Source organism: Mangrovicoccus algicola, assembly GCF_014903745.1.
GTDB lineage: Bacteria > Pseudomonadota > Alphaproteobacteria > Rhodobacterales > Rhodobacteraceae > Mangrovicoccus > Mangrovicoccus algicola.
Map to the genome: position 1 here is coordinate 18,063 of NZ_JACVXA010000007.1, position 23,575 is coordinate 41,637.

Below are 23,575 nucleotides of genomic sequence, written 5' to 3' on the forward strand. Positions count from 1 at the left end.
GGAGAACCGTCAGGGGAGGGGACATCATGACAAGAACCAAGACAGGGATTAGACCATGATCAAGACCACGCGCCGCCAGTTCACCGCGCTTGCCGCGGCCGCTGCCGCGACCACCCTCCTCGGCGCCGCTGCCAAGGCACAGGATGCCTACACGCTGAAGATCCACAGCTTCTCCGGCCCGCAGGCGCCGGAAGCCATCAACATGGTGCTGCCGTTCATCGAGGCGGTCGAGGAACAGTCCGGCGGCAGGCTGAAGATGGAATTCTACCCCTCGATGCAGCTGGGCGGTTCCGCCTCGGACCTGGTCGAGCAGATGGAAGACCAGGTGGTCGACATCATTGTCGCGATCCCCGGCCTGACCCCCGGCCGCTTCTCCGGCCTGGAAGGCATGGACATGCCCTTCACCAATGTCGGCACCTCGCAGGGCCAGACCGCCGCTCTGCTGGACTTCACCAACAAGTACCTGCTGGATAACGAATTCAAGGGCATCAAGATCCTGCACATGCACGGCACCGACGCGGCCGTGATCCACACGACCGAAACGCAGATCGAGTCCATGGATGACATGAAGGGCCTGAAGCTGCGCGCCCCCGGCCGCTACACCGGCGAAGCCGTCAAGGCGCTTGGCGGCACCCCGGTCGGCCTGTCCCTGGGCGAGACATACGAGGCGCTCGAGCGCAGCCAGGTGGATGGCATGACCATCAACTGGGCAATCATGACCCCCTACAAGCTGCAGGAAGTCTCCAAGTACCACATGGAGAATCCGCTGTATCAGAACTCGATCTTCGTCCTGATGAACCAGGACAGCTTCGATGCGCTGCCCGAGGATCTGCAGAAGGTCATCGACGACAACATCGGGTTCGACAAGTCGGTCGAGATCGCCGGGAACATCGACAAGTTGACCGATGCCGCCAAGGCCACGATCTCCGAAGAGGGCGGCGTCCTGTACTCGGTGTCGGACGAGGAAATCGAGAAGTGGAAGGAAGCCGTCAGACCGGTCTACCAGATCTGGATCGACGAGATGGACAAGCGCGGCCTGCCCGGCCAGGAGATGTTCGACGACATCATGGCCCTGACCGCGAAATACGGTCGTCCTGAATGAACGAGCACCACGGCAAGGCCCTGTATGACCGTATCGGTCAGGGCCTCGCCCGCCTGAGCCACTGGCTTGGTCTGATCGGCGGCGTCTTCATGATCGCCGCCATGATGACCCTGGTGGTCCACGTGATCGGCAACGTCTTCGGCGCTCCGATCCTGGGGGCGGACGAAATCGTCGAGTTGCTGATCGGGGCGTCGATCTTCTGCTTTCTCGCCCCCACCCACCTGAAGGGCGCGAACATCGTCGTCGACTACTTCTCGAAACCGCTGCCTCCGGCGATGCGCAACCTGGCCGATGTCATCATGACCCTGGTCTTCGCGCTGGTGGCGGCCCTGCTGACCTGGCGTCTCTACGTCGGCGGCCTTTCGGCCTGGGACCGCAACAAGCAGTCGATGTTCCTGAGCTTGCCGGAATGGCCGACCTACCTGGTGGGCGCCATCGCCTGCACGGTCTGGGTCGTCGTCATCCTCTACACCACCTGGACGTCCCTGCGCGTCTTCCTCGGCATTCAGCCGCCCGCGGCCTCCGAAGAAAGGGAGCACATCGATGGATAAGTTCGACATCGGGCTCCTGATGTTTGCCGCGGCGCTGATCCTGATCGCCCTGCGCATGACCGTGGCCGGCGCCATGCTGCTGGCCGGCATGGCGGGCTACGTCATGATCACCGGGCAGGGGGCGCTGCTGAGCACGCTGAAGTCGCAGACCTTCTCGAAATTCGCCAGCTACCAGCTGTCGGTGCTGCCCTTCTTCCTGCTGATGGGCGAATTCGCCACCCGCGGCGGCATGAACTCGCGGCTGTTTGCCTGTGCACGGGCCTGGCTTGGCCATTGGCGCGGCGGGCTTGCGGTCGCCACGATCGGCGGCTGCGCGGCCTTCGGCGCGATCTCGGGCTCTTCGCTGGCCACGGCCGCGACCATGTCCAAGGTGGCCCTGCCGGAGATGCGCAAGATGGGCTATGCCCCCTCGCTGGCCACCGGCACCCTTGCAGGCGGCGGCACCCTGGGCATCCTGATCCCGCCCTCGGTCATCCTGGTGATCTATGCGATCTACACCGAGCAATCCGTCGGCCTGCTGTTCATCGCGGCACTGCTGCCGGGGCTGCTGGCAGTGCTGCAATATGCGGCCGTCGTCACCATCTGGGCGATTTTCAAGCCCGAGGCGGCGCCTTCTGTCCCCAGGGCAAGCTGGGGCGAGCGGGTCCGCACGACCAGGTCGGTTTGGCCCATCGTCGTTGTCTTCGCCGTGGTCGTGCTGGGCATCTACCTGGGCTGGTTCTCTCCGACGGACGGGGCAGCGGTGGGCGCCTTCGCCACGCTGATCCTGGCGATCTTCACCGGCGGCCTGCGCTGGAAAGGCTTCGTCGACAGCGTGCTGGCCGCCGGCATCACCTCGGCCATGATGTTCCTCATCATGTTCGCAGCCGAGCTCTTCTCGGCCGCGCTGGCCCTGTCGCAGCTGCCCAACCAGATCACCCGGGCCATCTCGGGTTTCGACCTCCCGCCGATCGTGATCCTGCTGTGCCTGCTGCTGATCTACATCGTGCTGGGCTGCTTCATGGAAAGCCTTGCCATGGTCCTGCTGACGCTGCCGGTCTTCGTGCCGGTGATGACCGGGCTCGATTTCGGCATGCCCTCCGATGCGGTGCTCATCTGGTTCGGCATCCTCGTCCTGATGAGCGTCGAGACGGGCATGATCTCTCCGCCATTCGGCATGAACCTCTTCCTGATCAACTCGATCGCGAAGGACGTGCCGATCCAGCAAACCTACCTGGGGGTCCTTGGCTTCTACCTGATGGATATCCTGCGGATCCTGCTGGTCCTCTTCATCCCCGGCCTCGCCTTGTGGCTGACCGGGCTGCTCTGAGCAACGAACACCCCTCCCTGGCTCCCCGAAATCCAGAACAAGACGTCCCTCGAGGGGACACAGAAAGGAAAACTGATGACTGCGATTATTCTCGATGGCGACAGCCTCACGATCGAGGACGTGGTTCGCGTCGCACGCGACGGCGTGAAGGTCGAACTGGCCCCTGAATCCCGGACCGAAATCGTCAAGGTCCGCAACTACATCGAAGAGAACTGGCTGACCGAGAACGCCCCGGCGACCTATGGTTTCAACACCGGCGTCGGCAAGCTGAAGGATTACAAGATCAGCCAGGCGGACAACGCCCGCTTCCAGAAGAACATCATCCTGTCGCATTGCTCGGGCTTCGGCGAGCCCGCTTCGGTCGAGATCGTGCGCGCCATGATGGTCGTTCGCGTCAACGCCTTCTGCCTGGGCGTCTCGGGCTTGCGCGTCGAAGTCGTCGAGCGCCTGATCGAGATGATCAACAAGGGCGTCACCCCGATCGTTCCGATCCAGGGTTCCGTCGGCGCATCGGGGGACCTCGCACCGCTGGCGCACATGGTCTCGGTGCTCGTGGGCTACCACGAAGCCGAAGCCATCTACGAAGGCGTCACGATGACCGCCCCGGAAGCGCTGGAGAAAGCCGGCATTTCCCCGGTTGCCTTCGACCTGGAAGCCAAGGACTGCCTGGCGCTGATCAACGGCAACTCCCTGTGCGCCGGCATGGCCGCCCTGACCCTGTGGGATGCAGAGCGGATGATGAAGGTCGCGGACACCGCAGGCGCGCTGTCGCTGGAAGCCATCCGCGGCGAGCAGGCCGCTTTCGACCCGCGCATCCACTCCGCGCGCAAGCAGCCGGGCCAGATCAACGCGGCGGAGAACATCCGCAAGATCATCGAAGGCTCCAGGCGCACCACCGAAGCCTCCCGCGCGGTGCATCTGGAAGACGACATCCTGCACCCGACCCATGCGCCGCGGGTCCAGGACCAGTACTCCTTCCGCTGCCTGCCGCAGGTCCACGGGTCCTGCCGTGACCAGATCGAGCACGCCAAGACCCTCGTCTCCCGCGAATTGAACGCGGCCACGGACAACCCGCTCGTCTTCTGGAACGAACTGGGCGCGCTGGAATTCATGTCCGGCGGCAATTTCCACTGCGAACCGATCGCCTTCGCGATGGATCTCGCGGCGATGGCGCTGATCGAGATCGGCAACATCTCGGAGCGCCGGCTGTTCGCCCTGAACGACGTGACCCTGAACTACGGTCTGCCGCCGAACCTCGCGGGCAAGCCGATCGGCCTGAACTACGGCTACGGCATCATCGCGACCTCGGCCGCGGCGGTCGCCTCCGAGAACAAGACGCTGGGTTTCCCCTCGGTCGTTGACACCATCCCGACCAAGTCGAGCCAGGAAGACCACGTTTCCATGGCCGCATGGTCCTGCCGCAAGGCCCAGCAGGTCCTCGACAACATGCCGAAAATCATCGGTGTCGAGTATCTCCTGGCCGCGCGCGCCATCTTCCTGACCCAGGACGTCCTGGCCGATTACAAGCTCGGCAAGGGCAGCCAGGTTGCCTATGACGTGATGTCCTCGAAGGTCCCGTTCCAGCAGGAAGACAGCTACATGCCGAACCAGCGCATCCCCGCGCTGGCCCTGGCGGAGTCGGGCGAAATCCTCGACGCGGTCGAAGCGGCCATCGGCGCGCTCAACTGATCATGGCGGAAGGATTGCGCATCCTTGAAGAAGCGGCCGGTCGTCTGACCGGCCGCTTCGGCCCTTCCGTGGTTGTGACCGGGGCCGAGGCGCGGCCCTATGCGGGCGACATGATGTATCGCGCGACGCAGGCAGCTGTCTGCGTGTTTCGCCCCGACAGCACCCGGATGCTGTCCGACGGCCTGAAGGCCCTGGCGGATCTGGACCTCGATTTCGTGCCGCGCGGCGGGGGCAGCGGGCTGGCCGGGGGGGCAACCCCGGACGGGACGCGCGCCAGCATCATCGTCAGCACCGAACGCATGCGCGCCATCCGCCGGATCGACCCCCGTGGCCGCCTGATGGTGGCCGAGGCCGGCGTCGTCCTGGCCGAGGCGCAGCAGGCGGCGCTGGAGGCCGGGCTGCAATTGGGGCTGACCCATGGCGGCGCGGGCAGCGCGAGCCTCGGCGGCTCCATCTCGACCAATGCCGGCGGCGCCAACGTGCTGCGCTACGGCATGGCCAGGGACCAGCTTCTGGGCCTCGAGGCCGTGCTGCCCTGCGGTACGGTGATCGGCCAGGCCTCCGAGCTGTGGAAGGACAATACCGGCTACAACCTGGCCCAGCTGATCGCTGGCGCGGAAGGCACGCTGGCCTTCGTCACCGCAGTGACGCTGAAGCTGCGCGCCGGGGCCAAGGACCGTCAGGCGGCGCTGTTCGCGGTGAGCAGCCCTGCCGCTGCGCTGGACCTGCTGGCGCTCTCCCATGAGACACTGGGCGAGGCGATCTGCGCGGCCGAGCTGATGTCGGGCGATGCCGTCGATTTCGCCGCCCGCATGGATTGCGCCGGATCCCCGCTGGAAGATCGCCACGATTGGCTGCTGCTGATCGAGGCCGAGGCGACCAGCCGGTTCTTCGATCTGGCCGGGGGCTTCGAGGCGCTTCTGGAAGAGGCCTTCGAACAGGAGCTGGTGCATGACGGCGTGCTGGCCCAGAGCGAGGCGCAGCGCCTTGGCCTGTGGCACCTGCGCGAGGGCGTCGCCGAGGCGATGGACCTGCATCGCGGACCGATCCTGCGCACCGACTGCTCGGTCCCGGTCGAGGCCGTGCCGAAATTCGTTGCGGGCGTGGCAGAAGGCACCGCGGCCAAGGCGCCCGAGGCCTTCGCCGCGTTCTTCGGGCATCTGGGTGACGGCAACATCCACGTGAATTTCCTGCCCCGTCCCGACATTGCCCCCGCCGGCCTGCCCGGGGCCCTGTCGCTGATGGTCGAGGACGTGGCGCGCGGCCTTTCGGGCAGCGTCAGCGCCGAGCATGGCATCGGCCTGCACAAGCGCGACGCGCTGGCCCGCATGAAGCCCGCCGCGGAGCTGTCTCTGATGGCCCGCATCAAGGCGGCCTTCGACCCCGGCGGCCGGCTGAATCCCGGCAAGATTTTCTCCGCGCCGACAGGTGCGGCCGACAAGGAAGGAAGCGAGTGATGTTCGAAACCATGAAGGCCCCGCCGCCGGACAAGATCCTGTCGCTGGCCGAGCTGTTCCGCGCCGACACCCGCCAAGGCAAGCTGGACCTGGGTGTGGGCGTCTACAAGAACGAGGCGGGCGTGACCCCGATCCTGCCGTCGGTTGCACAGGTGGAGGCCGCCCATGTGGCCGCCCTGACCACCAAGGCCTATGTCGGCCCGGGCGGAGACCCGGATTTCGTGGCCCTGGTGCGCGAGCTGGCCTTCGGCAAGGACGCCCCCGTCGCGCGGATCGCCGGGGTGCAGACGACCGGCGGGGCAGGCGCGCTGCGCACGCTCGCGGGCCTCATCGCCTTTCAGGCGCCGGGCACCATGGTGCATGTGCCGGATCCTACCTGGGTGAACCATCTTTCCGTGCTGGCCGATGCGGGTCTGCCGACCAAGGCCTACCGCTATTTCGATGCGGCCAGCAGCACCGTCACGGTCGACGCCATGCTGGAGGACATCAAGGCGATGGCGGCGGGCGACGTGATCCTGCTGCACGGCTGCTGCCACAACCCCACCGGCGCCGACCCGCAGCCCGGGGACTGGGATCGCATCATCGCCGCCGTGGTCGAACAGGGCGTGCTGCCCTTCGTCGATCTGGCCTATCAGGGCTTCGGCGAGGGTCTTGACGAAGACGCTGCCACGCTGCGCAAGCTGGTCGTCGCCGCACCGGAGCTCGTGCTGGCCTACAGCTGTTCCAAGAATTTCGGCATCTACCGCGACCGCACCGGCGCGGCCTTCGTGCTGTCGAAGTCGGAGGCAGGCTCTGTCGCGGCCCGGGGCCAGCTGCAGGTGCGCAACCGCGTGGCGTATTCCATGCCGCCAGACCACGGCGCCAAGATCGTCGCCGGCGTGCTTGGCTCGCCCGAGCTGAACGCCCAGTGGCGGGCCGAGGTCGGTGCGATGCGTGCCCATGTGGGCCGCAACCGCGCCGCGCTGGCCGCCGCGCTGGAGGATATCGACGCCACCCGCTTCGGTGCGCTCGCAGGGCAGAAGGGCATGTTCTGCTGCCTGCCGATCTCCGAAGCCCAGGTGGACAGGCTGCGCGAGGAATTCGCGATCTACATGGTCTCCGACGGCCGGATGAACCTCGCGGGGCTCGACGTCTCCCGCGCGCCGGAATTGGCGCTGGCGGTGGCCAGGGTTCTCTGAACCGTCAGATCGCGAAGACGACAGGCCCGCCCCCGGCCCGGGCAGGATGCCCGTCTGCCGCGACGGGGCCGGGGGCGGGCCTCAGTCCGCGTCCTCGCGGGGCTGGCCGATCCCGGCCAGCACGATCCCCAGCCGGGCGGTGATCTGATCGGCCTGGCTGCGCCGGTCTACCGGTCCGTGAGGCCGCCGGCGGGGCAGCAGCGCGCCGAAGACCACGTCCATCATCATCCCGGCCAGGTCGCTTGCGTCATGGCGGGGCATCGCGCCGCGATCCATCTGCGCCGCCAGCCAGTCGATCAGCAATTCGCGCGACCGGATGATGCCGGTATCATAGAGCAGGGCGTTCAGCTCGGGCAGCAGCAGGCTCTCGCGGGCGACCAGGTTCATCAGCGCATCGCGTTCCGCGGCATCGCGGTCCTCCAGATCCAGGCGGAAGATCTGCCGCAGGGTCTCCAGCACCGGTCGCTCCTCCCGTGCCGGCCGGGGAAGGTCCAGGATCAGGTGGCGCCGCGACAGGATGGCGGCGGTGAACAGATCCGTCTTGTCCGGAAAGGCGCGATAGACATCGCGTTTCGAGAGGCCCCCGCGCTGCGCGATATCGGCGGTGGTGGCGCGGGCGAAGCCCTTCTCGATGAAACTGGTCATCGCCGCGCTGAGCACACGGTCGCGCAGGGCCTGATCCGAGATCCTGCGCGGACGGCCGCGTCGCGGCGGCTGGGGGGTCTGAGGCGGTGGGTCGCCGAGCATCTGCGTTTTGTGTCAAAATGTTTCTCCCCGATGGGTAGCCGGTCGGGGCCGCGATGACAATGATGCAGCGGCGGGGGCCCGCCCCGGAGCGGGGGCGGGCGGGGCAGGGATCAGAATGTCGAGCTGAGCCCGACATAATAGGCGCGGCCCGGTTCGTTATAGGTGTTGGCGCCCTCGTTCGAGCGCAGCACGGTCTTGTCGAAGAGGTTCGTCACCCCGGCGGAGACGCGGATCTTCTGGCTGTAGTCGTAGTAGAAGCCGAGATTGACCAGGCCATAGGCCTTGCGGCTGTCGGTCTCGTCATTGTCGTAGCCGGTGAGCTCGCTGGTTTCCGCGGCCTGGATCGGGCCGTAATAGGTGACCGCGGGGATCATGCTCAGCTTGTCCGTGGCCTGCCAGTTCAGCTGCGCATTGATGGTGTAGTCAGGCACAAGGGACAGCGGCTCGCCGGACTCCTTGTTCTCGGACACGGCCATCCAGGTGAAGTTGGCCGAGAAATCGAGCACATCCGACAGCGGCGCCGCGACGCTGCCCTCGACCCCGCCGACTTCGGCTTCGGGAACGTTTTCCCATTGGTACAGCCGGTAGGTGCGGCTGCCGCTGGTGACGGTGCCGATCTGGTTGGTGCCCGACTGAATCTTGTCGTGGTAGTAGTTGTAGAAGCCGGTCAGCGTGGCATTGAGCCCGCCGAGGCCATTATAGGCGATCCCCAGCTCGGTGTTCAGGCTGGTTTCCGCGTCCAGATCCTCGTTGCCCAGAACATAGCACGGGCCGTTGCGGTGATAGGGATAGGGGCAGCCATTGCCCGAGGTCACATAGGCATAGCCTTCGTTCAGCTGGTAGATATTGGGCGCCTTGAACGCCTGGGCCGCCCCGCCCTTGAGGGTCCAGCTGCCGGAAAGCGCATAGGAGGCGTTCAGGCCGCCGGACACGGCATGCCCGAAAGTGTCCGCCCAGTCATAGCGCAGCGCCGGGATCACGGTCAGCCGGTCGGTGGCCAGGATGTTCGACTCGACATAGAGCCCCGCCATGGTCTGCTGCAGGTGGCGGTCGCGTTCCGCCGCCGTCTGCGGGTAGTCGCCGAAATCGACCGAGATCTCGTTGGTCGCGATCGAGACCGGGTCGTCCATCCGCTCGTGCCGTATCTCGGCGCCGACGGTGGTCGAGGCGTCCCTGCCCGCCAGGGACATCGGCATCGTCCACTCGGTCTTGGCGGTGATGTTGTTCATCACCCGGATGCCCCATTCGGACTCCGAGTTGATGGCGCCTTCGCCGCCCCCGGCCGAGCCTTCGGAGAGCCGCTTGTCGCGGGTATGCTCCCACTGGAAGTAGCTCATCGTGTCGCCGAAATCGTATTCGCCGCGATGCGTCAGCTTGAAGGTCCGCCGCAGCATCTTGTTGGTGGTCTCCTCGTCATCGGCCAGCGCGGTGGTGGTGTCGGTGGAGTTCGACAGCAGCGTGTCGCCGGCGTAGATGTTGTCCTGTTCGCTGATGCCGAATTCGAAATCGTATTCCTGGCCGCCCACCGGTTCCCAGCTCAGCAGGAAGGTCGCGTCCCTGTTGATCACGCCCTCGCTGCCGGCCGCCGAGTCGCAGTCGTCGCCGGTGCTCGTGCAGCCCGAGGTGGCCGCGTCGTTGATGTCCGGGTCATCCGGCTCGGTGCGGTTGTAGTTGGCGGTGACGCGGAAGCTCAGCTTGTCGCTCAGCGGCTTGGCCCACATCACGTTGACCCGCTTCGTCGCGCCTTCCATGTCGCTTTCGGGCTGGTCATAGCGCAGGTTGACCGAGAAGGTCTCGGTCTCGGGGCGCTTGGTGATGATGTTCACCACCCCGCCGGCCGCACCCGAGCCGTAGCGCGCCGCCGCCGGGCCGCGGATGACCTCGATGCGCTCGATCAACTCGGCCGGGACCCAGTTGGAGTCGCCGCGCGTGTCGCGTTCGCCGCCGCGGCGCATCTGCACCACGTTGCGCGATTGCACCGGGACGCCGTCGATCAGGATCAGGGTGTTCTCCGGGCCCATGCCGCGGATGTCGATCTGGCGCTGGTTGCCGCGCTGGCCGGAGGAGGACGCGCCGGTCAGGTTGACGCCCGGCTGCTTGCGCACCAGCTCGGAAATGTCGTTGGAGACCGGGGTCTTCTCGATCTGCTCGGCGGTGATCTCGGAGACGCCGAGATTCTGCAGTGTTTCCTGCTGCGCGGAAATCACGATGTTTTCCAGCGTGATCGCCTCGGAGGTCGTGGCGGTCTGTGCCAGGGCGGCGGTTCCGCTCAGCGCGGCTGCGGTCAAGAGCGAGGCGGCTCCGCGAAGGCGGAGCCCGGGGAGGCGTGTCATTGCAGCGTCCTTCTGTCCTGCGGGGAAGGGATCGCATGGCTGGCGTGTGCGGCTGGCCGGCGACGGCATCGGTCCGGCAGCCGCAGGGTCAACGAGAGCTGCCGGTGGGGGGCGACAGCCGGACCGGAACCGGTGCGGGACTGTCATGTCTGGCCGGCGAAGAAGGACCGGGGCATGTCCGCCAAGGGGCGACCATCAGTGGTACCGGTCAAGTTCCGCATTGCTGCCGCGTGATTATGGTACCAACACGGTTTCGTCAACGCCCCGTTAGCAGCGGCCTGAAGATCTGTTGCCGCAGCATGGCGGGGGGCAGGGGGGCCCGGCTGCGATCGGCCGGGAGGATCCGGGCCCGGGATGGGATCCGGCATCCCCGCTCGCCTTCGGCTTCTCTTTCGAGGGCATCGTCTTTCCGGACCCGGGCAGACCGAAGCAGATCGCGGCGGCAAGGGGGGCGGATCGCATCCCGCCGCCACCATGGGGCTGCGACATTGCACCATGCGGGACGGGGAAATCGCACGCCATGCGCGGCCGGTGACACGCGCCGGCGGGGGTCTTTCGGAAAGGAAGCAGGGCGGACGGCGCTGGCTGGCGCGACGAGGGACGCGCCTGGCTTGCGTCGCGGGTAACGTCCGCGTCACTCGTACTGCACGCCGCGCCGATGCTGCCATCCGCGCCCGGTGCCGGTCGCCGCGTCAGTCCACCTATGCTGCCGCTGCGCCCGGTACGATATGCGCCCTTTCGCGCGGATCGCGGCGAAGGTCAATGCCCCGCCGCCGGGGCGGGCGGATCCCGGCCGGGTCGCGGTTGCCTGCGGCGGGGCAGGGGGATAGACCTGCGGCAGGGCCCGCGCGCCCGGATCTGCAGGACAAGCCCATGAGATTGCGCCAAATCGAGGTCTTCTTCGCCATCTGGCGCAATGGATCGGTGACGGCCGCGGCCGAGGAACTGGCGATATCGCAAAGCTCGGTCAGCAAGACGCTGAAACATGCCGAGCAGAGCCTGGGATTCGAGCTGTTCCACCGGGTCCGCGGCAAGCTGGTCCTGTCCGAGGAGGGCGAGATCCTGCTCAACGACGCGGCGCGGATCTTCGAAAGCCTGGAGCAGATGCGCGGCCGCGCGGCGGGGCTGCGCCACGGGCTGAGCCGCTCGGTACGCATCGTCTGCCTGCCCAGCCTGGGCCAGTGGCTGGTCCCGCAGGCGGTCGTGGCCTTCCACAGGAGGTTTCCCGAGGTCGCGCTGGAGATCACCACCAAGCACGAGGGCGAGATGCTCGAAGGGGTGCGGGCGCGCGAATACGACCTGGCCTTCACCTTCGGCCCGCCGGGGCTGGCGCCGCATATGGCGGGGCTGGGCAGCGACCTGGTCGCCGAGGGTCAGATGGTCCATATCCAGCCGGGGCGCGGCGGCTGGGCGGCCCCCGTCACGCTGGCCGAAATCGACGTGTCCTCGCTGATCGTGCTGAGCGGTCGGCATTTCCTGGGCACGCTGCTGCGCGACGAATTGCGCTCGCGCGGCCTGCCGGAACGGCCCCGGCTGATGGTGCAGACCTATTCGGTGGCGCGCGAGCTGATCGCCAACGGGGTAGGGTCGTGCATTGTCGACGAATTCACCGCCATCACCCGGCCGATCAATGTGCGCATCCGGCCGATCCGGCCGCATATCCGCTTCGGCATCCATCTCTACCGGCGCGAAGGCACGGCGCTGTCGCGCCATGAACGCGCCTTTCTCGACATCTTCCGCGACCTGGCGAAGACCGCGGAACGGCATTAGGGCGGGGGGGCGCCCCGCCGCCGGTCAGGTCAGCGCGCCGGCAGCCGCCCCGACCGCATCCGGGACCGATCCCGATTGCGCGGCGGCCAGGGCGGGGACGCGCCGGTTGGGCATGGCGCTGTCTTCCCGGGCGAAAGGTGCCACCGGCATGCCTCTGGCGCCGGGCAGCGCCAGCGCGTCGCCGAAGTGGTGGGTCTCGGCGGCGGCGGGCCCTGTGCCGATCCGGGCGATGCGCCCGTCGCGGATGCGACCACGCCGTTTCCGGTCACGCCCTATTCGGTCCCCAGCCTGCCGCGCACCACCTTGTCGAAATCTGCCATCTTGCCCCCGGCCTGTCTGTTCGCAGCCCTGTTCCAAGGCTTCCCTGACGCCGCGGGGGCATGACCCCGAATGCCAATATGGCGGCTATCCATAGCCTGCGTTCATGCAGGTTCAGGTTGCGATCCGGCAGGCGATCGCGTCGATGCGCTGCCCTGCCTGCGGCGCGGACAGGCCCAGCGACAGCAGGTAGCGCCGCGCCAGGGCGCCATCGCCGGACCCGTGCAGGAACTCTGCGGCCAGGTGCTCGACATGCAGCCGCTCCGCCTCCAGCTCGCAGGATTTTATCCTTTCGCGAAAGTCGTTTATCTGCGGATCCGCGATCTTCGGCTTCAGCCGGACGCGCAGGGCGCGCAGGGGCTTGATGACCTCGTCGCGCCATGCGGCGGAGGCCTGCAGCCAGGCAGCGAACCCCGCCGGATCAAGGCCCAGCCCGGCCCGGTCGGCCATCAGGCAGATCAGGAAAAGCGGCACATCCGCGTCGAACTCCTGCTGCAATGACAGGCAAAGCGCCGAAATATCGCCTGTTTTATAGATCTCCACCATCTCATCGAAGATCGTGGCGCAGAAATTCTCTCTTTCCATGGGGCACCGCCGGGTGGTTGAAGGGTCGCGTTTCCGCACCGAGCTTAGGACAGGGTTTCGCAGATGGGGCAAAGCAGAATCGTCGTGGGCATTTCCGGTGCCTCGGGGGCCATCTACGGGCTCAGGGCGCTGCAGATGCTGCGCGAGGCCGAGGTGGAGACCCACCTCGTCGTCAGCCGTTCGGGCGAACTGACGCTGCGCTCGGAATGCGGGATGGGGCTGCGCGACCTGGAGGTGCTGTGCGACGTGCTGCATCCGGTCGGCAATGTCGGCGCCACCATCGCCAGCGGATCGTTCCGCACGATGGGCATGATCGTCGCGCCCTGCTCGATCCGCAGCCTGTCGGAAATCGTCTCGGGCGTGACCTCGACGCTGCTGACGCGGGCGGCGGATGTGGTGCTGAAGGAACGGCGGCCGCTGGTTCTGATGGTGCGCGAAAGCCCGCTGCATCTGGGCCATCTGCGCAGCATGACCGCCGCCGCCGAGATGGGTGCGACCATCGCCCCGCCGATGCCCGCCTTCTATGCCAATCCCGAAAGCATCGACGAGCTGGTCTCGCATTCGGTCGGGCGGGTGCTGGACATCTTCGGGATCGACAGCGAGATCAGGCGCTGGCCGGGGCTGGGGCGCTAGCCGCCGCGCCCAGCGGGTGATGGCAGGCGGCCATGTGGCCGCCGGGGACGGGGGCCAGCGGCGGGCGCTGCGTCGTGCACAGGCCGGTCGCCCGCGCGCAGCGGCCGCGGAAGGCGCAGCCGCCGCCATCTTCCAGCCGCGAGGCGCGCGCCGCCCGCGCCCGGTCCGGCACCAGCTTGCGGCTGGCATCGGGCACCGGCACCGCATCCAGCAACGTGCGCGTATAGGGATGGGCGGGGGCGGCGAAGATCGCCGCGGACGGGCCGATCTCGACGATCCGCCCCATATACATCACCGCCACCCGGTCGCAGATGCTGCGCACCACCGCCAGGTCGTGCGAGATGAAGATCATGCCCAGGCTGCGCGCCTGCCGCATCCGGCGCAGCAGGTTCAGCACCCGTGCCTGCACCGACACGTCGAGCGACGCGACCGGCTCGTCGCAGACCAGCATGGAGGGCCGCAGCGCCAGCGCGCGGGCGATGGCGATGCGCTGGCACTGCCCGCCCGAGAACTGGTGCGGGCGCCGGCCCTTGACCATCGCGCGGCTCAGCCCGACCTCGGCCAGGGCGGCATCGACGCGGTCGCGCGTCTCGGCGGCGGGCAGGCCCTGGATTTCCAGCCCCTCCGCCACGATCCTCTCGATCGTCCGGCGCGGGTTGAACGAGGACACCGGGTCCTGGAACACCATCTGCGCCTCGGCGCGGAACCGTTTCAGCGCCCCGCCCCGCAGATCGCTCAGCGCGGCGTCGCGGAACCGCATGCCGCCCACGATGCCGCGATGGCCCGGCGCCAGCAGCCGCAGCACCGCGCGCCCGATCGTGGTCTTGCCGGACCCGCTTTCGCCCACCAGCCCCAGCGTTTCCGAGGGGGCGAGGTCGAAGGAGACGTCATCCACCGCCAGGAAGCTGTCGCGGCCGCGCGGAAAGCGCACGGAGAGGTTGCGGATTTCCAGAAGGGGGGCGGTCATCGTGCTTGCTCCGGCAGGGGGACGTCTTGCGGCGGGTGATGGCAGGCGGCGCCGTGCCCGGCCGGGTCGCGGCGCAGCACGGGCATCCGGTCGGCGCAGGGCGCATCGGCGGCATGGCAGCGCGGCGCGAAGGGACAGCCCGTGATGCCGATCAGGCGGTCGGGGGGCTGGCCGGGGATGCTGCGCAGGTCGCGGTCGGGCGGGCTGTCGAGGCTCGGCACCGCCGCGAGAAGCTGGGCGGTGTATTGATGGCGTGCCGCGGCGAAGACCTGCGGCGTGGGCCCGGTCTCGGCCAGCCGGCCGCCATACATGACCGCGACCTCGTCGGTCCGCCCCGCCACGACCCCCAGGTTATGGGTGACCTGGATCATCGCCATCCCGGTTTCCTGCTGCAGGATCTGCAGCAGATCGAGGATCTCCTTCTGCACCGTCACGTCCAGCGCGGTCGTCGCCTCGTCGGCGATCAGCAGGTCGGGCTCCACCGCCAGGGCGGAGGCGATCATGATCCGCTGCTTCATGCCGCCGGAGAATTCATGCGGGAACCGGTCATGGCAGCTGGCCGCGTCGGGGATGCCCACCCGGTCGAGCAGGGAAATCGCCAGCTCGCGCGCCTGCATCTTCGTCAGGCCGCGATGGACGCGGGCGGATTCCGAGACCTGCGGGCCCACGCGCTGATAGGCGTTCAGCGCCGCGGTCGGGTTCTGGAACACGACGCCCACCCGCGCCCCGAGATAGCGCCGCCGGTCGCGTTCGCGCAGGGCGCCCAGATGCTGACCGTCCAGCCGCACCGCCCCGGTGATGCGCGCCCGGCGCGAGGCAAGGCCCAGGATCGCGCGGATCAGCATGGACTTGCCCGCCCCGGATTCGCCGACGATGCCCAGCGTGCGGCCCCGTTCCAGCCGCAGCGTGATGTCATTGAGGATCTGCAGATCCCCCGCCGGCGAGGGCAGCGACAGCGACAGCCCCGCGATGTCGAGAAGGACGGGATCGGCCATCAGATCTGCCTTTCGCGGATGTCGATGCGGCGCGCGAGGAAGTCGCCGGTGGTGTTGAGCGCATAGACCGTCAGCACGATCGCCAGGATCGGCCCGAAGATCAGCAGCGGAAAGCGGCTGATGAGGTCGGTCGATGCGGCGATCATGCCGCCCCAGCTGGGCGCGGGGGCCGGGATGCCGAAGCCCAGAAAGCTCAGCGACCCCTCGGTGATGATCAGCCCGGCCATCAGGGGCGGCACGACGGCGGTCATGGTGGGCACCAGGTTGGGCAGGATCTCGCGGAACAGGATCCGCCCGTGCCCGGCGCCGAGCGCCCGCGCCGCCAGCACGTAGTCGCGCTGGTTCTGGCTGATCACCCCGCCCTTGGTCAGACGCGCATAGGTGCCGATATCGAGGATGCCCAGCGTCAGCGTCATGGTCACCACGGAAGTGCCGGTGACCGAGACCAGCGCCAGGATGATCAGCACCGGCGGCAGCACCGCCATCGTGTTGGCCAGCAGATCGACGGTCCGTTCGGCCATGCCGCGGCAATAGCCGGCGATCATGCCCAGGATCAGCCCGCCGGTCATGGAAATGGCCGTGGCGAGGATTACGATCACCAGCGTCTGGCGCGCCCCGTAGATCACCCGCGACAGGATCGAGCGTCCCAGCGCGTCGGTGCCGAACAATCCGTTCAGCGTCAGATCCGGCGGGGCGGAGAAATCGCCATAGGGGAAGTTGGGATTGACCAGCCCCGGGATCCAGTCGGCCAGCACCGCCAGCGCGACCAGCAGGATCAGGAAGCCGATCGAGAAGGCCTCGAGAAAGCTGGAGCGGGGGAAGCGCATCCGCGCGATCCCGGCGCGCCAGCCGCTCAGGGTCTCTGCGGTCATCTCAGCGCACCTCCAGCCGCGGGTCGATCAGCGCATAGCCCAGATCGACGCAGGCGAAGACGATGACGAAGATCGCCACGGTCAGGCACAGGATCGCCTGCACCATCGCCAGGTCATGGTCCTGCACTGCCGCCAGCACCGTCCAGCCGATGCCCGGCACGGCGAAGAAGCTCTCGACGATGAAGGAGCCGCCCAGCAGGTAGGTCAGCGACAGGCCCATGACGGTCAGGATCTGCGGCAGCGAGGGCATCAGCGCATGGCGCCACAGGATATAGGGGGTGGAGAACCCCTTGGCCCGGGCGGAGGCGATGAAATCCTGCTGCAGCGTGGCGAGGAACTCGTTGCGCGCCACGCGGAAGAAATAGGCCACCTGGTGCACCGACAGGCACAGCACCGGCAGCGCGATATGGCGCAGGTTCTCCAGCGGATCCTCGAAGAGCGGCACCCAGCCGGTGGCGGGAAGCCAGCGCAGCGTGATGGAGAAAAGCAGGCTCAGCACCACCACCGACACGAAGGTCGGCACGGCCAGCATGGCGCTGGCGGCAATACGGAAGGCGCCGTCGATGCGGCTGCCCGCGCGCGCCGCCATCGCCAGGGCCAGCGGGATGGCGATGGCCAGCGACAGCAGCATCGCCGCCAGCGCGATCTCGAAGGTGACGGCGGCGCGGGCAAGAAGCACCTCCGCCACCGGCTGCTGGCTGTAGAGCGTCACGCCGAAATCGCCCTGCACCGCGCCGCCCAGCCACCGCAGGTAGCGTTGCCAGGCGGGCAGGTCATAGCCATAGGCGGCGTTCAGCTGGGCGATCTGCTCGGGCGTGGCGAATTCGCCCAGGATCGCCTGGGCGGCGGATCCGGGCATCAGGTCGGACAGTGCCGTGGCCAGGAAGGTCACGAGCAGCACCACCGGTATCCCGGCGGCGATCCTTATGGCGAAAGCCCTGAGATAGCTCCGCATCGGGGCGGTCATGGCTGGTCTCCTTTCCTGGCCGTTGGCTCGGTGGCTCAGAGCGCCTTCCAGCGCGCGTCGCCTTCCATCCAGCCGCGGTCGCGTTCCACCGAGGCGCGGCGCTCGGCCTCGGTCAGCCCCCCCATGTCATGTTCGTCGGCATAGCGGGTGGACTGCTCGGCAAAGACGCGGCGGCCGTAATCCATCATGCCGTACATCGACCCCTTTTCCAGATAATGCATGGTCACCAGGTTGAATCCCAGCTCGGCGATCTCCTCCAGGGTGACGAAGGGCTTGCCATTGACCCAGGCGACATCGCCGAACATCTTCCAGCCGGGCAGGCGCGCGGCAACCGTGCGGCATTCCTCCAGCGTGCGCAGCGCATGGACATAGGTCATCTCGGCGCCCAGCTTCTCGGCCATCTCGCAGCGCACGATCGCCTCTTCCAGCCCCAGTTCCAGCTTGGCCTCGGTGCGGGCGATGACCACGCAATCGGTGCCCTCGCAGGCCTCGATCGCCGCCTTGATCTTGGCCAGCCAGTGCTCGCGCGAGACGACCGGATGGGGGACGTTGCCGTCGACCCGGCCTTCCAGCGTCGCCTTCTCCATCGCCGCGCCGAACCGGGCGAAGCCGCGTTCATTGGGCGTGTCCTCGATCAGGATGGCGCCCGCGCCCGCCTTGGCCAGGCGGTGGCAGGTGCGGTAGACATTGACCACGTCGCCGAAGCCGTCATCGGCATCGATGATCAGGGGCAGGGGCGAGTAATCGGCGATCCGGTCGGTGGCCCAGACCAGTTCCTCCTGGTTGTGCAGGCCCAGATCGGGGACGCCCGACATGGAAAAGCCCAGGCTCGCGCCCGACAGCAGGATCGCCTGGAACCCGGCCATCTCGGCGGCCTTGGCCGAATAGCAGTCCCAGACGCAGGGGGTGAAGACCTGTCCCTTGGACATCAGGTCGCGGAAGGTGACGCGGGGGGACTTGTGCAGCATTCGGGGTCTTGCCTCGTTGAAGTGATCCGGTCTCGGCCGGGCGGGAAGGGGCGGGACCGGAAGGTCCCGCCGCAGGGGTCACTCGGCGCAGGGGCCGTCGCATTTGAACAGGTACTGCTTCTGCAGGATCCCGCCGTTGGAGTTCACCACCCCGCCGGTATCGTCGCGCATCAGCAGGAAGCGGTTGTCGACGCCGAAAAGGTAGAAGGGCAGGTCCTCGGCAAAGAGCTTCTGCACGCCGACATAGCTTTCGCGGATCTCGTCCTCGTCGACGGTGCGGGTCGCGGCCTCCAGCAGCGCGTCCATCTCCTCGCTGGAATAGTGGCTCCAGTTCAGCGTGCCGCCGGTGCCCAGCAGCTTGGAGATGTTGGGCTCCGCCCCGTTCGAGACCAGCGCGCCGCCATCGACGCAGAAATCATAGGCCATCTGGTTGCTGCAGGTGTCGCGCAGGTTGGCCATGGCGACCTCGGTGATCGTCGCGCTGGCGCCGTCATAGGCGTTGATCACCTGCTGCATGTATTCCGCCAGCCGTTTCATGTCGGAATTCGGATAGGTGACGATTTCCACCTCGAAGGGCTTGCCGTCCTCGGCCAGCGCGTCGATCAGCTCCTGCGCGCGCTCGGGGTCATAGCCCGGCACGGCGTAATCGGCGGTGTAATAGGAGGAGCCCTCGCCGAAATAGTTGCCCGGCGCCTCGTAGCCCGCGGTCTGGGTATAGGCCTGCATCAGCCGGTCGCGGTTGATCGCGGCATAGAGGGCCTCGCGCGCGCGGGGATCCTGGAAGATGCCGTGCTCGAAGTTGAAATAGCCGCGATAGATGCCGCGGATCGGGATCTCCTTGGCGGTGACGCCCGGCGCCTCGGCATTGTTGCCGAACTGGTAGGGATAGCCCGCCATCATCGTCGCGCCGCCCTGCACCACGGTGGAGATCCGGCTGTTGGTCTCGGGGATGATCTTGAAGTTCAGCGTGTCGAGATAGGGCCGCTCTGCATCCCAGTAATCGGGGTTGCGCACCAGCGTCATGCCGATGCCCTGGTCCCAGCTGTCCAGCGTGAAGGCCCCCGCGCCCACCGGTTTCAGATCGGCGGGGGTGGCGGCGGCCTCCAGCATCGCGGGCGAGGCGATGAAGGGCACCAGTTCCGCGACCTGCTGGGCGAAGATGGCATTCGGGCCGGGCAGGGTGATCTTCAGCGTCAGCGGATCGACCACCTCCATGCCCGCCGCCCAGGAGGCGACCCAGTCGCGCGCGCTGGCCAGCGATCCCTCGGCCCCGGCGCGGTCCCAGTTCATCTTCACGGCCTCGGCGTCATAGGGCGTGCCGTCGGTGAAGGTCACGCCCTCGCGCAGCTTCAGCACCCAGGTGACGGCATCCTCGCTGGTCAGGCTCTCGGCCATGCCGCCCTGCACCTGCCCGTTGACGTCGACATAGACGATGAAGCCGTAGATCGCGTCCAGCACGTCCATCGGCCCGCCGGGATAGGTCGAATTGGTCACCGCCGGGTCCCAGCCCTTGATGTCCGACCCGTTGATGATGGTCATCTCGCCGCCGCGGACGGGATCCTGCGCCCAGAGGGGCGCGGCAGGGAGCGAGAGGGAGAGTGCAAGCAGCGAGGCCGCCGGCAGCCATGCCGGGAGCCCAGGACGTGTCATCGACATGTTCCCGGTACCTTTCTGTTGGAAATCCAGTGTTTCTGGGTGGCGGGCCTGTTGTGTTTCATTGGTCCGGTGCCGCCTTCCCGGTGGGTCCAAGCTAGGGACGGGGCCCCCGCAATGTCAACGTGGTATCGATACCATGATCTGGTCCGAATTCGGGCTGCAATCGGGGCGCCCGGCTGCACGGGCAGGCAGAGGCGGAAGATTTGAGAACCTGAGTTCATGGGGGAATGACGCAGGTTCCTGTCCGGGTCCGGATACGGCATGGTTCGGGTGATTCGCGGCGACGCGGGCAATTGCGGCCTCCGCGTGGTAACGATACCATGATGAAGGAGATCGAGGGGCAGGGCGATGACGGAACACGGGACCGGACGGCGCGGACAGCATCGGCGCGCGGCGCCGACGATGAAGCATGTGGCGGCGCTGGCGGGGGTGTCGGTGATGACCGTCTCGCGGGCGCTCGCGACGCCGGACCGGGTCAGTCCCGAGGCGCTGGAAAAGGTGCGGCGGGCCGTGCTGCAGACGGGCTACGTGCCGGACCGCAACGCGGGCGCGCTGTCCTCGCAGCGCTCGCATATCGTCGCGCTGACCCTGCCGACGCTGGCCAACGGCAATTTCGCCGATCTCGCCGAGGGGATCTCGGACATCCTGCTGCCCGCGGGCTACCAGCCGCTGATCGGCCATAGCGGCCATTCCCTGGAAAAGGAGGAGGAACTGGTGCGCATCATGCTGGCGCGGCGCCCGGATGCCTTCGTCCTGGTTGGGACGACCCACAGCCGGGAAACCTCGCGGCTGCTGCATGCCAGCGGCATCACCGTGATCGAGACCTGGGAATATACCGACAACCCGGTCGATCTGTGCGTCGGCTTCTCCAACCGCCGCGCGGGAGAGCTGGCGGCGGAACATCTCGCCGGGCTGGGGCACCGCCAGCTGGCGGCGATCGGCGGCAGCCTCGACGACACGCTGAAGGATTACCGCGGCGAACAGCGGCTGCGCGGGTTCCGCGACGCGGCGCGGCGCCTGGGCCTGCCCGACCCGGTCATCCTGCGCGAGGCGGTAGTGCCGATCCGCCATGGCCAGGGGGCCGGCACGATGGCGCGGCTGCTCGACGACCATCCCGGCGCCAGCGCCGTCTTCGCGATTTCCGACACGATGGCCTTCGGCGCGATGATGGAATGCCAGCGCCGGGGTATCGCCGTGCCGCGGCAGCTGTCGATCCTGGGCTTCGGCGATTTCGACATTGCCGGGCAATGCCTGCCGGGGCTGAGCACCATATCCGTCGATCCCGTCGCGATGGGGCGCATGATCGGAGACAGGATCCTCGAGCGCATGGCCGGGTCGGCACCGCGCAGCGAGGAAACGGCGCCGCGGATCGTCCTGCGCCACAGCACCTCGGCCCCGCCCGGCGCCTGAGCGGACGGCCCGCCGCGGCCCGGCCGGGCCATCGCGCCCTCCGCCGGGCGCTGATGAAGGCCGCGCGGATGGAAGGCGCGCCGGACCCGAACGCGGCGCGCGACGGGGCGGGGCGGGAAGACGGTCGAATTATCGGCTGGCCCCTGCGCTCCAGTTCTGTATTTATGCGCCCGAACCAGCCAGCTTTCCCGACCCCGTCGCCCGAGCAAGCCGGAATGCCAATCTCTGCAGGTCGGGAATGGAACCGGAACTCAGCACCCAGAAGGCGCCCGGCGCGCTGGCGCGGATCGATGCCGGGCTGGCCCGGGCCGAACTCGCCCTCGCCGCCCGGCTGACCGGCGCGCTGGCGCTGGTGCTGGCGGCCGCGGCAGTGGCGCGCAGCCTGGGCGCCCCGCTGATCTGGGCCGACGAGGCGGCGGTGGGCCTGATGTGCTGGGCGGCCTTTGCCGGGGCCTCGGCCGCGCTGGCGCAGGGCGCGCATGTCTCTGTCAGCATTCTCGAATCCAAGCTGTCCCCGCGCGCCGGGTGGTGGCGGGCCCTGGCCGAGACGCTGATCCTCGCCGCGCTGCTGGGCTGGCTGGCCTCCGTCATCTGGCGCTGGCTCGACCCGGCGGGACTGTGGCAGGCCGGATCGGGGCAGCGCCTGGCCGAGACCGCCTTCAACTTCGTCTGGGTGGAACCGACCGTGACCCTCGGGCTGCGCAAGATCTGGCTTTGGTCGGTGCTGCCGCTCTTCTGCCTCGGGGCGGGGGTGCATCTGGCGGCGCGGCTGGCCCGGCTGGCGGAGGCGGCGCGATGACGGTGCTGGCCTTGTTCTCGGGGCTTCTGGTGCTGGGCCTGCCGGTCGCCTTCGCGATCCTCGCCGCGGCGCTGTGGCAGATCGCGGCCACCGGCAACCCGGCGCTGTTCCTCAGCGTGCCGCAGCAGCTTTTCGCCGGGATCGAGAGCTACGGCCTGCTGGCGCTGCCGGTCTTCATCCTGCTGGGCGAGCTGATGAATGCCGCCGGGGCCGGGCGGCGCCTGCTGGCGCTGGCGGCGCTGGCCGTGGGACCGGTGCGCGGCGGGCTGGCGCAGGTGACGCTGGTCGCCAATGCGATGATGGCGGCGATCCTGGGATCCTCGGTGGCGCAGATCACGCTGATGTCCAAACTCGCCGTGCCCGAGATGGAGCGCGCGGGCTATCCGCGCGACCTCGCCGCCGCCGTCACCGCGGCGGGCGGGCTGCTGGCGCCGGTGCTGCCGCCGTCCATGCTGCTGATCCTCTTCGGGGTGACGGCGCAGATCCCCGTGGGCGAGCTTTTCGTCGCGGGGGTGGTGCCGGGGCTTCTGCTGTTCGCGGCGCTCGCGGCGGTGACGGCCGCCGGGGCGCGGCGGCGCAACCTGCCGGTGGCGCGCCGCCCGGCGACGGGGCGAGGGCGCATCGTGCTGGCGGCGCTGCCCTCGGCGCTGGTGCCTCTGGCGATGATCGCCTCGATCCTCGGCGGCATCGCCACGGCGGTGGAGGCGGGCACGTTCGGCATCCTCGCGACGCTGGTCGTGGGCTTCGCCATCCATCGCGAACTGCGCGTGGCCGATCTGTGGCCGGCGCTGAAATCCACGGCGCTGACCTCTGCGGTGATCCTGATGCTGGTGGCGGCGGCGGGGCTGTGGTCCTGGATCGCGGCCTGGCAGAACCTGCCCGCCCAGGCCGGCGCGCTGATCTCGGGGCTGACCTCGGACCCGCTGGTCTTCATGCTGCTCTACAACCTGATGCTGATCCTGATCGGCATGGTGATCGACCCGATCCCGGCGCTGATCCTGGTCGTGCCCGTCTTCCTGCCGATCGCCACGGGCAGCTACGGGTTCGATCCGCTGCAGATGGGGGTCGTGACCTGCCTCAACCTGACGCTGGGGCTGCTGACCCCGCCGGTGGGATCGGGCCTGTTCACCGCGGCGCGGCTGAACGGCGTGCGGCCCGAACGGCTGGCGCGGCTGACGCTGCCCTATCTCGCCGCCGGAGGGGCGGTGATCCTGCTGACCGCGCTCTGGCCTGCCGTCTCGGGCGGGCTGGGGCGGCTTCTGAACTGAA

The 23,575-nt window shown here is 68.1% G+C and carries 20 protein-coding genes; 11 read left to right on the top strand and 9 right to left on the bottom strand.

Going from position 1 to position 23,575, the window contains the following annotated elements; translation table 11 throughout:
• Positions 1-55: 55 nt before the first annotated feature.
• The 6 genes from ICN82_RS03415 (at position 56) to ICN82_RS03440 (ending at position 7,286) form a co-directional block, all read left to right on the top strand.
• Positions 56-1,102: a TRAP transporter substrate-binding protein gene (locus ICN82_RS03415; protein ID WP_193179630.1), complete on the top strand. Its 1,047-nt coding sequence runs from the start codon at positions 56-58 to the stop codon at positions 1,100-1,102.
• Entirely contained in the window at positions 1,099-1,653 is a 555-nt protein-coding gene (locus ICN82_RS03420; RefSeq protein ID WP_193179632.1) for a TRAP transporter small permease, read from the top strand. Before ICN82_RS03415 ends, ICN82_RS03420 begins: the two co-directional genes overlap by 4 nt.
• The gene (locus tag ICN82_RS03425) at positions 1,646-2,962 is read left to right on the top strand and encodes a TRAP transporter large permease (protein ID WP_193179634.1); all 1,317 of its coding nucleotides are present in this window, start codon (positions 1,646-1,648) and stop codon (positions 2,960-2,962) included. The genes ICN82_RS03420 and ICN82_RS03425 overlap by 8 nt, the downstream gene beginning before the upstream one ends.
• 75 nt (positions 2,963-3,037) lie before the next feature.
• Positions 3,038-4,651 carry an HAL/PAL/TAL family ammonia-lyase gene (locus ICN82_RS03430; protein WP_193179636.1) on the top strand — a complete coding sequence of 538 codons (1,614 nt, stop codon included), beginning with the start codon at positions 3,038-3,040 and terminating at the stop codon, positions 4,649-4,651.
• Positions 4,652-4,665: 14 nt separating this feature from the next.
• Entirely contained in the window at positions 4,666-6,108 is a 1,443-nt protein-coding gene (locus tag ICN82_RS03435) for an FAD-binding oxidoreductase (protein ID WP_193179638.1), read from the top strand.
• Positions 6,108-7,286, top strand: coding sequence for an amino acid aminotransferase (locus ICN82_RS03440; RefSeq protein ID WP_193179639.1), 1,179 nt, complete (start codon positions 6,108-6,110; stop codon positions 7,284-7,286). Before ICN82_RS03435 ends, ICN82_RS03440 begins: the two co-directional genes overlap by 1 nt.
• A gap of 81 nt (positions 7,287-7,367) precedes the next feature.
• Here ICN82_RS03440 and ICN82_RS03445 read toward each other — a convergent pair whose 3' ends face one another.
• Positions 7,368-7,931, bottom strand: coding sequence for a TetR/AcrR family transcriptional regulator (locus ICN82_RS03445; protein ID WP_193179641.1), 564 nt, complete (start codon positions 7,929-7,931; stop codon positions 7,368-7,370).
• A gap of 212 nt (positions 7,932-8,143) precedes the next feature.
• Positions 8,144-10,366, bottom strand: a complete 2,223-nt coding sequence (locus ICN82_RS03450) for a FepA family TonB-dependent siderophore receptor (RefSeq protein ID WP_193179643.1) — start codon at positions 10,364-10,366, stop codon at positions 8,144-8,146.
• Positions 10,367-11,239: 873 nt separating this feature from the next.
• Here ICN82_RS03450 and ICN82_RS03455 point away from each other — a divergent pair.
• Positions 11,240-12,136 (top strand): LysR family transcriptional regulator, encoded by an 897-nt coding sequence (locus ICN82_RS03455; protein ID WP_193179645.1) that lies wholly within the window; start codon positions 11,240-11,242, stop codon positions 12,134-12,136.
• A gap of 432 nt (positions 12,137-12,568) precedes the next feature.
• Here ICN82_RS03455 and ICN82_RS03460 read toward each other — a convergent pair whose 3' ends face one another.
• The gene (locus ICN82_RS03460; protein ID WP_193179648.1) at positions 12,569-13,039 is read right to left on the bottom strand and encodes a TIGR02444 family protein; all 471 of its coding nucleotides are present in this window, start codon (positions 13,037-13,039) and stop codon (positions 12,569-12,571) included.
• Between the two features lie 63 nt (positions 13,040-13,102).
• Between ICN82_RS03460 and ICN82_RS03465 the strand changes: the two genes are divergently transcribed.
• Complete coding sequence (locus tag ICN82_RS03465; protein ID WP_193179650.1) at positions 13,103-13,672, top strand: UbiX family flavin prenyltransferase; 570 nt, start codon at positions 13,103-13,105, stop codon at positions 13,670-13,672.
• Here the strand turns inward: ICN82_RS03465 and ICN82_RS03470 are convergent.
• The 6 genes from ICN82_RS03470 to ICN82_RS03495 form a co-directional block, all read right to left on the bottom strand.
• On the bottom strand, positions 13,644-14,639 hold the full coding sequence (locus tag ICN82_RS03470) for an oligopeptide/dipeptide ABC transporter ATP-binding protein (protein WP_193179652.1): 996 nt from the start codon (positions 14,637-14,639) through the stop codon (positions 13,644-13,646). The genes ICN82_RS03465 and ICN82_RS03470 overlap by 29 nt on opposite strands.
• The gene (locus ICN82_RS03475; protein WP_193179654.1) at positions 14,636-15,634 is read right to left on the bottom strand and encodes an ABC transporter ATP-binding protein; all 999 of its coding nucleotides are present in this window, start codon (positions 15,632-15,634) and stop codon (positions 14,636-14,638) included. Before ICN82_RS03475 ends, ICN82_RS03470 begins: the two co-directional genes overlap by 4 nt.
• Entirely contained in the window at positions 15,634-16,506 is an 873-nt protein-coding gene (locus ICN82_RS03480) for an ABC transporter permease (protein ID WP_193179656.1), read from the bottom strand. Before ICN82_RS03480 ends, ICN82_RS03475 begins: the two co-directional genes overlap by 1 nt.
• 1 nt (position 16,507) lies before the next feature.
• Positions 16,508-17,473: an ABC transporter permease gene (locus ICN82_RS03485; RefSeq protein ID WP_193179658.1), complete on the bottom strand. Its 966-nt coding sequence runs from the start codon at positions 17,471-17,473 to the stop codon at positions 16,508-16,510.
• A gap of 35 nt (positions 17,474-17,508) precedes the next feature.
• On the bottom strand, positions 17,509-18,441 hold the full coding sequence (locus ICN82_RS03490; protein ID WP_193179660.1) for an isocitrate lyase/PEP mutase family protein: 933 nt from the start codon (positions 18,439-18,441) through the stop codon (positions 17,509-17,511).
• Between the two features lie 78 nt (positions 18,442-18,519).
• The gene (locus ICN82_RS03495; protein WP_226898267.1) at positions 18,520-19,980 is read right to left on the bottom strand and encodes an ABC transporter substrate-binding protein; all 1,461 of its coding nucleotides are present in this window, start codon (positions 19,978-19,980) and stop codon (positions 18,520-18,522) included.
• Positions 19,981-20,445: 465 nt separating this feature from the next.
• Between ICN82_RS03495 and ICN82_RS03500 the strand changes: the two genes are divergently transcribed.
• The 3 genes from ICN82_RS03500 to ICN82_RS03510 all read left to right on the top strand — a co-directional run bounded on the left by ICN82_RS03500 (position 20,446) and on the right by ICN82_RS03510 (position 23,574).
• Positions 20,446-21,507 (top strand): LacI family DNA-binding transcriptional regulator, encoded by a 1,062-nt coding sequence (locus ICN82_RS03500; protein ID WP_193179664.1) that lies wholly within the window; start codon positions 20,446-20,448, stop codon positions 21,505-21,507.
• A gap of 238 nt (positions 21,508-21,745) precedes the next feature.
• A complete protein-coding gene (locus ICN82_RS03505) occupies positions 21,746-22,306 on the top strand; it encodes a TRAP transporter small permease subunit (protein WP_193179666.1) in 561 nt (186 codons plus the stop codon).
• Complete coding sequence (locus tag ICN82_RS03510; RefSeq protein ID WP_193179668.1) at positions 22,303-23,574, top strand: TRAP transporter large permease; 1,272 nt, start codon at positions 22,303-22,305, stop codon at positions 23,572-23,574. Before ICN82_RS03505 ends, ICN82_RS03510 begins: the two co-directional genes overlap by 4 nt.
• The last annotated feature ends 1 nt before the right edge of the window (position 23,575 follow it).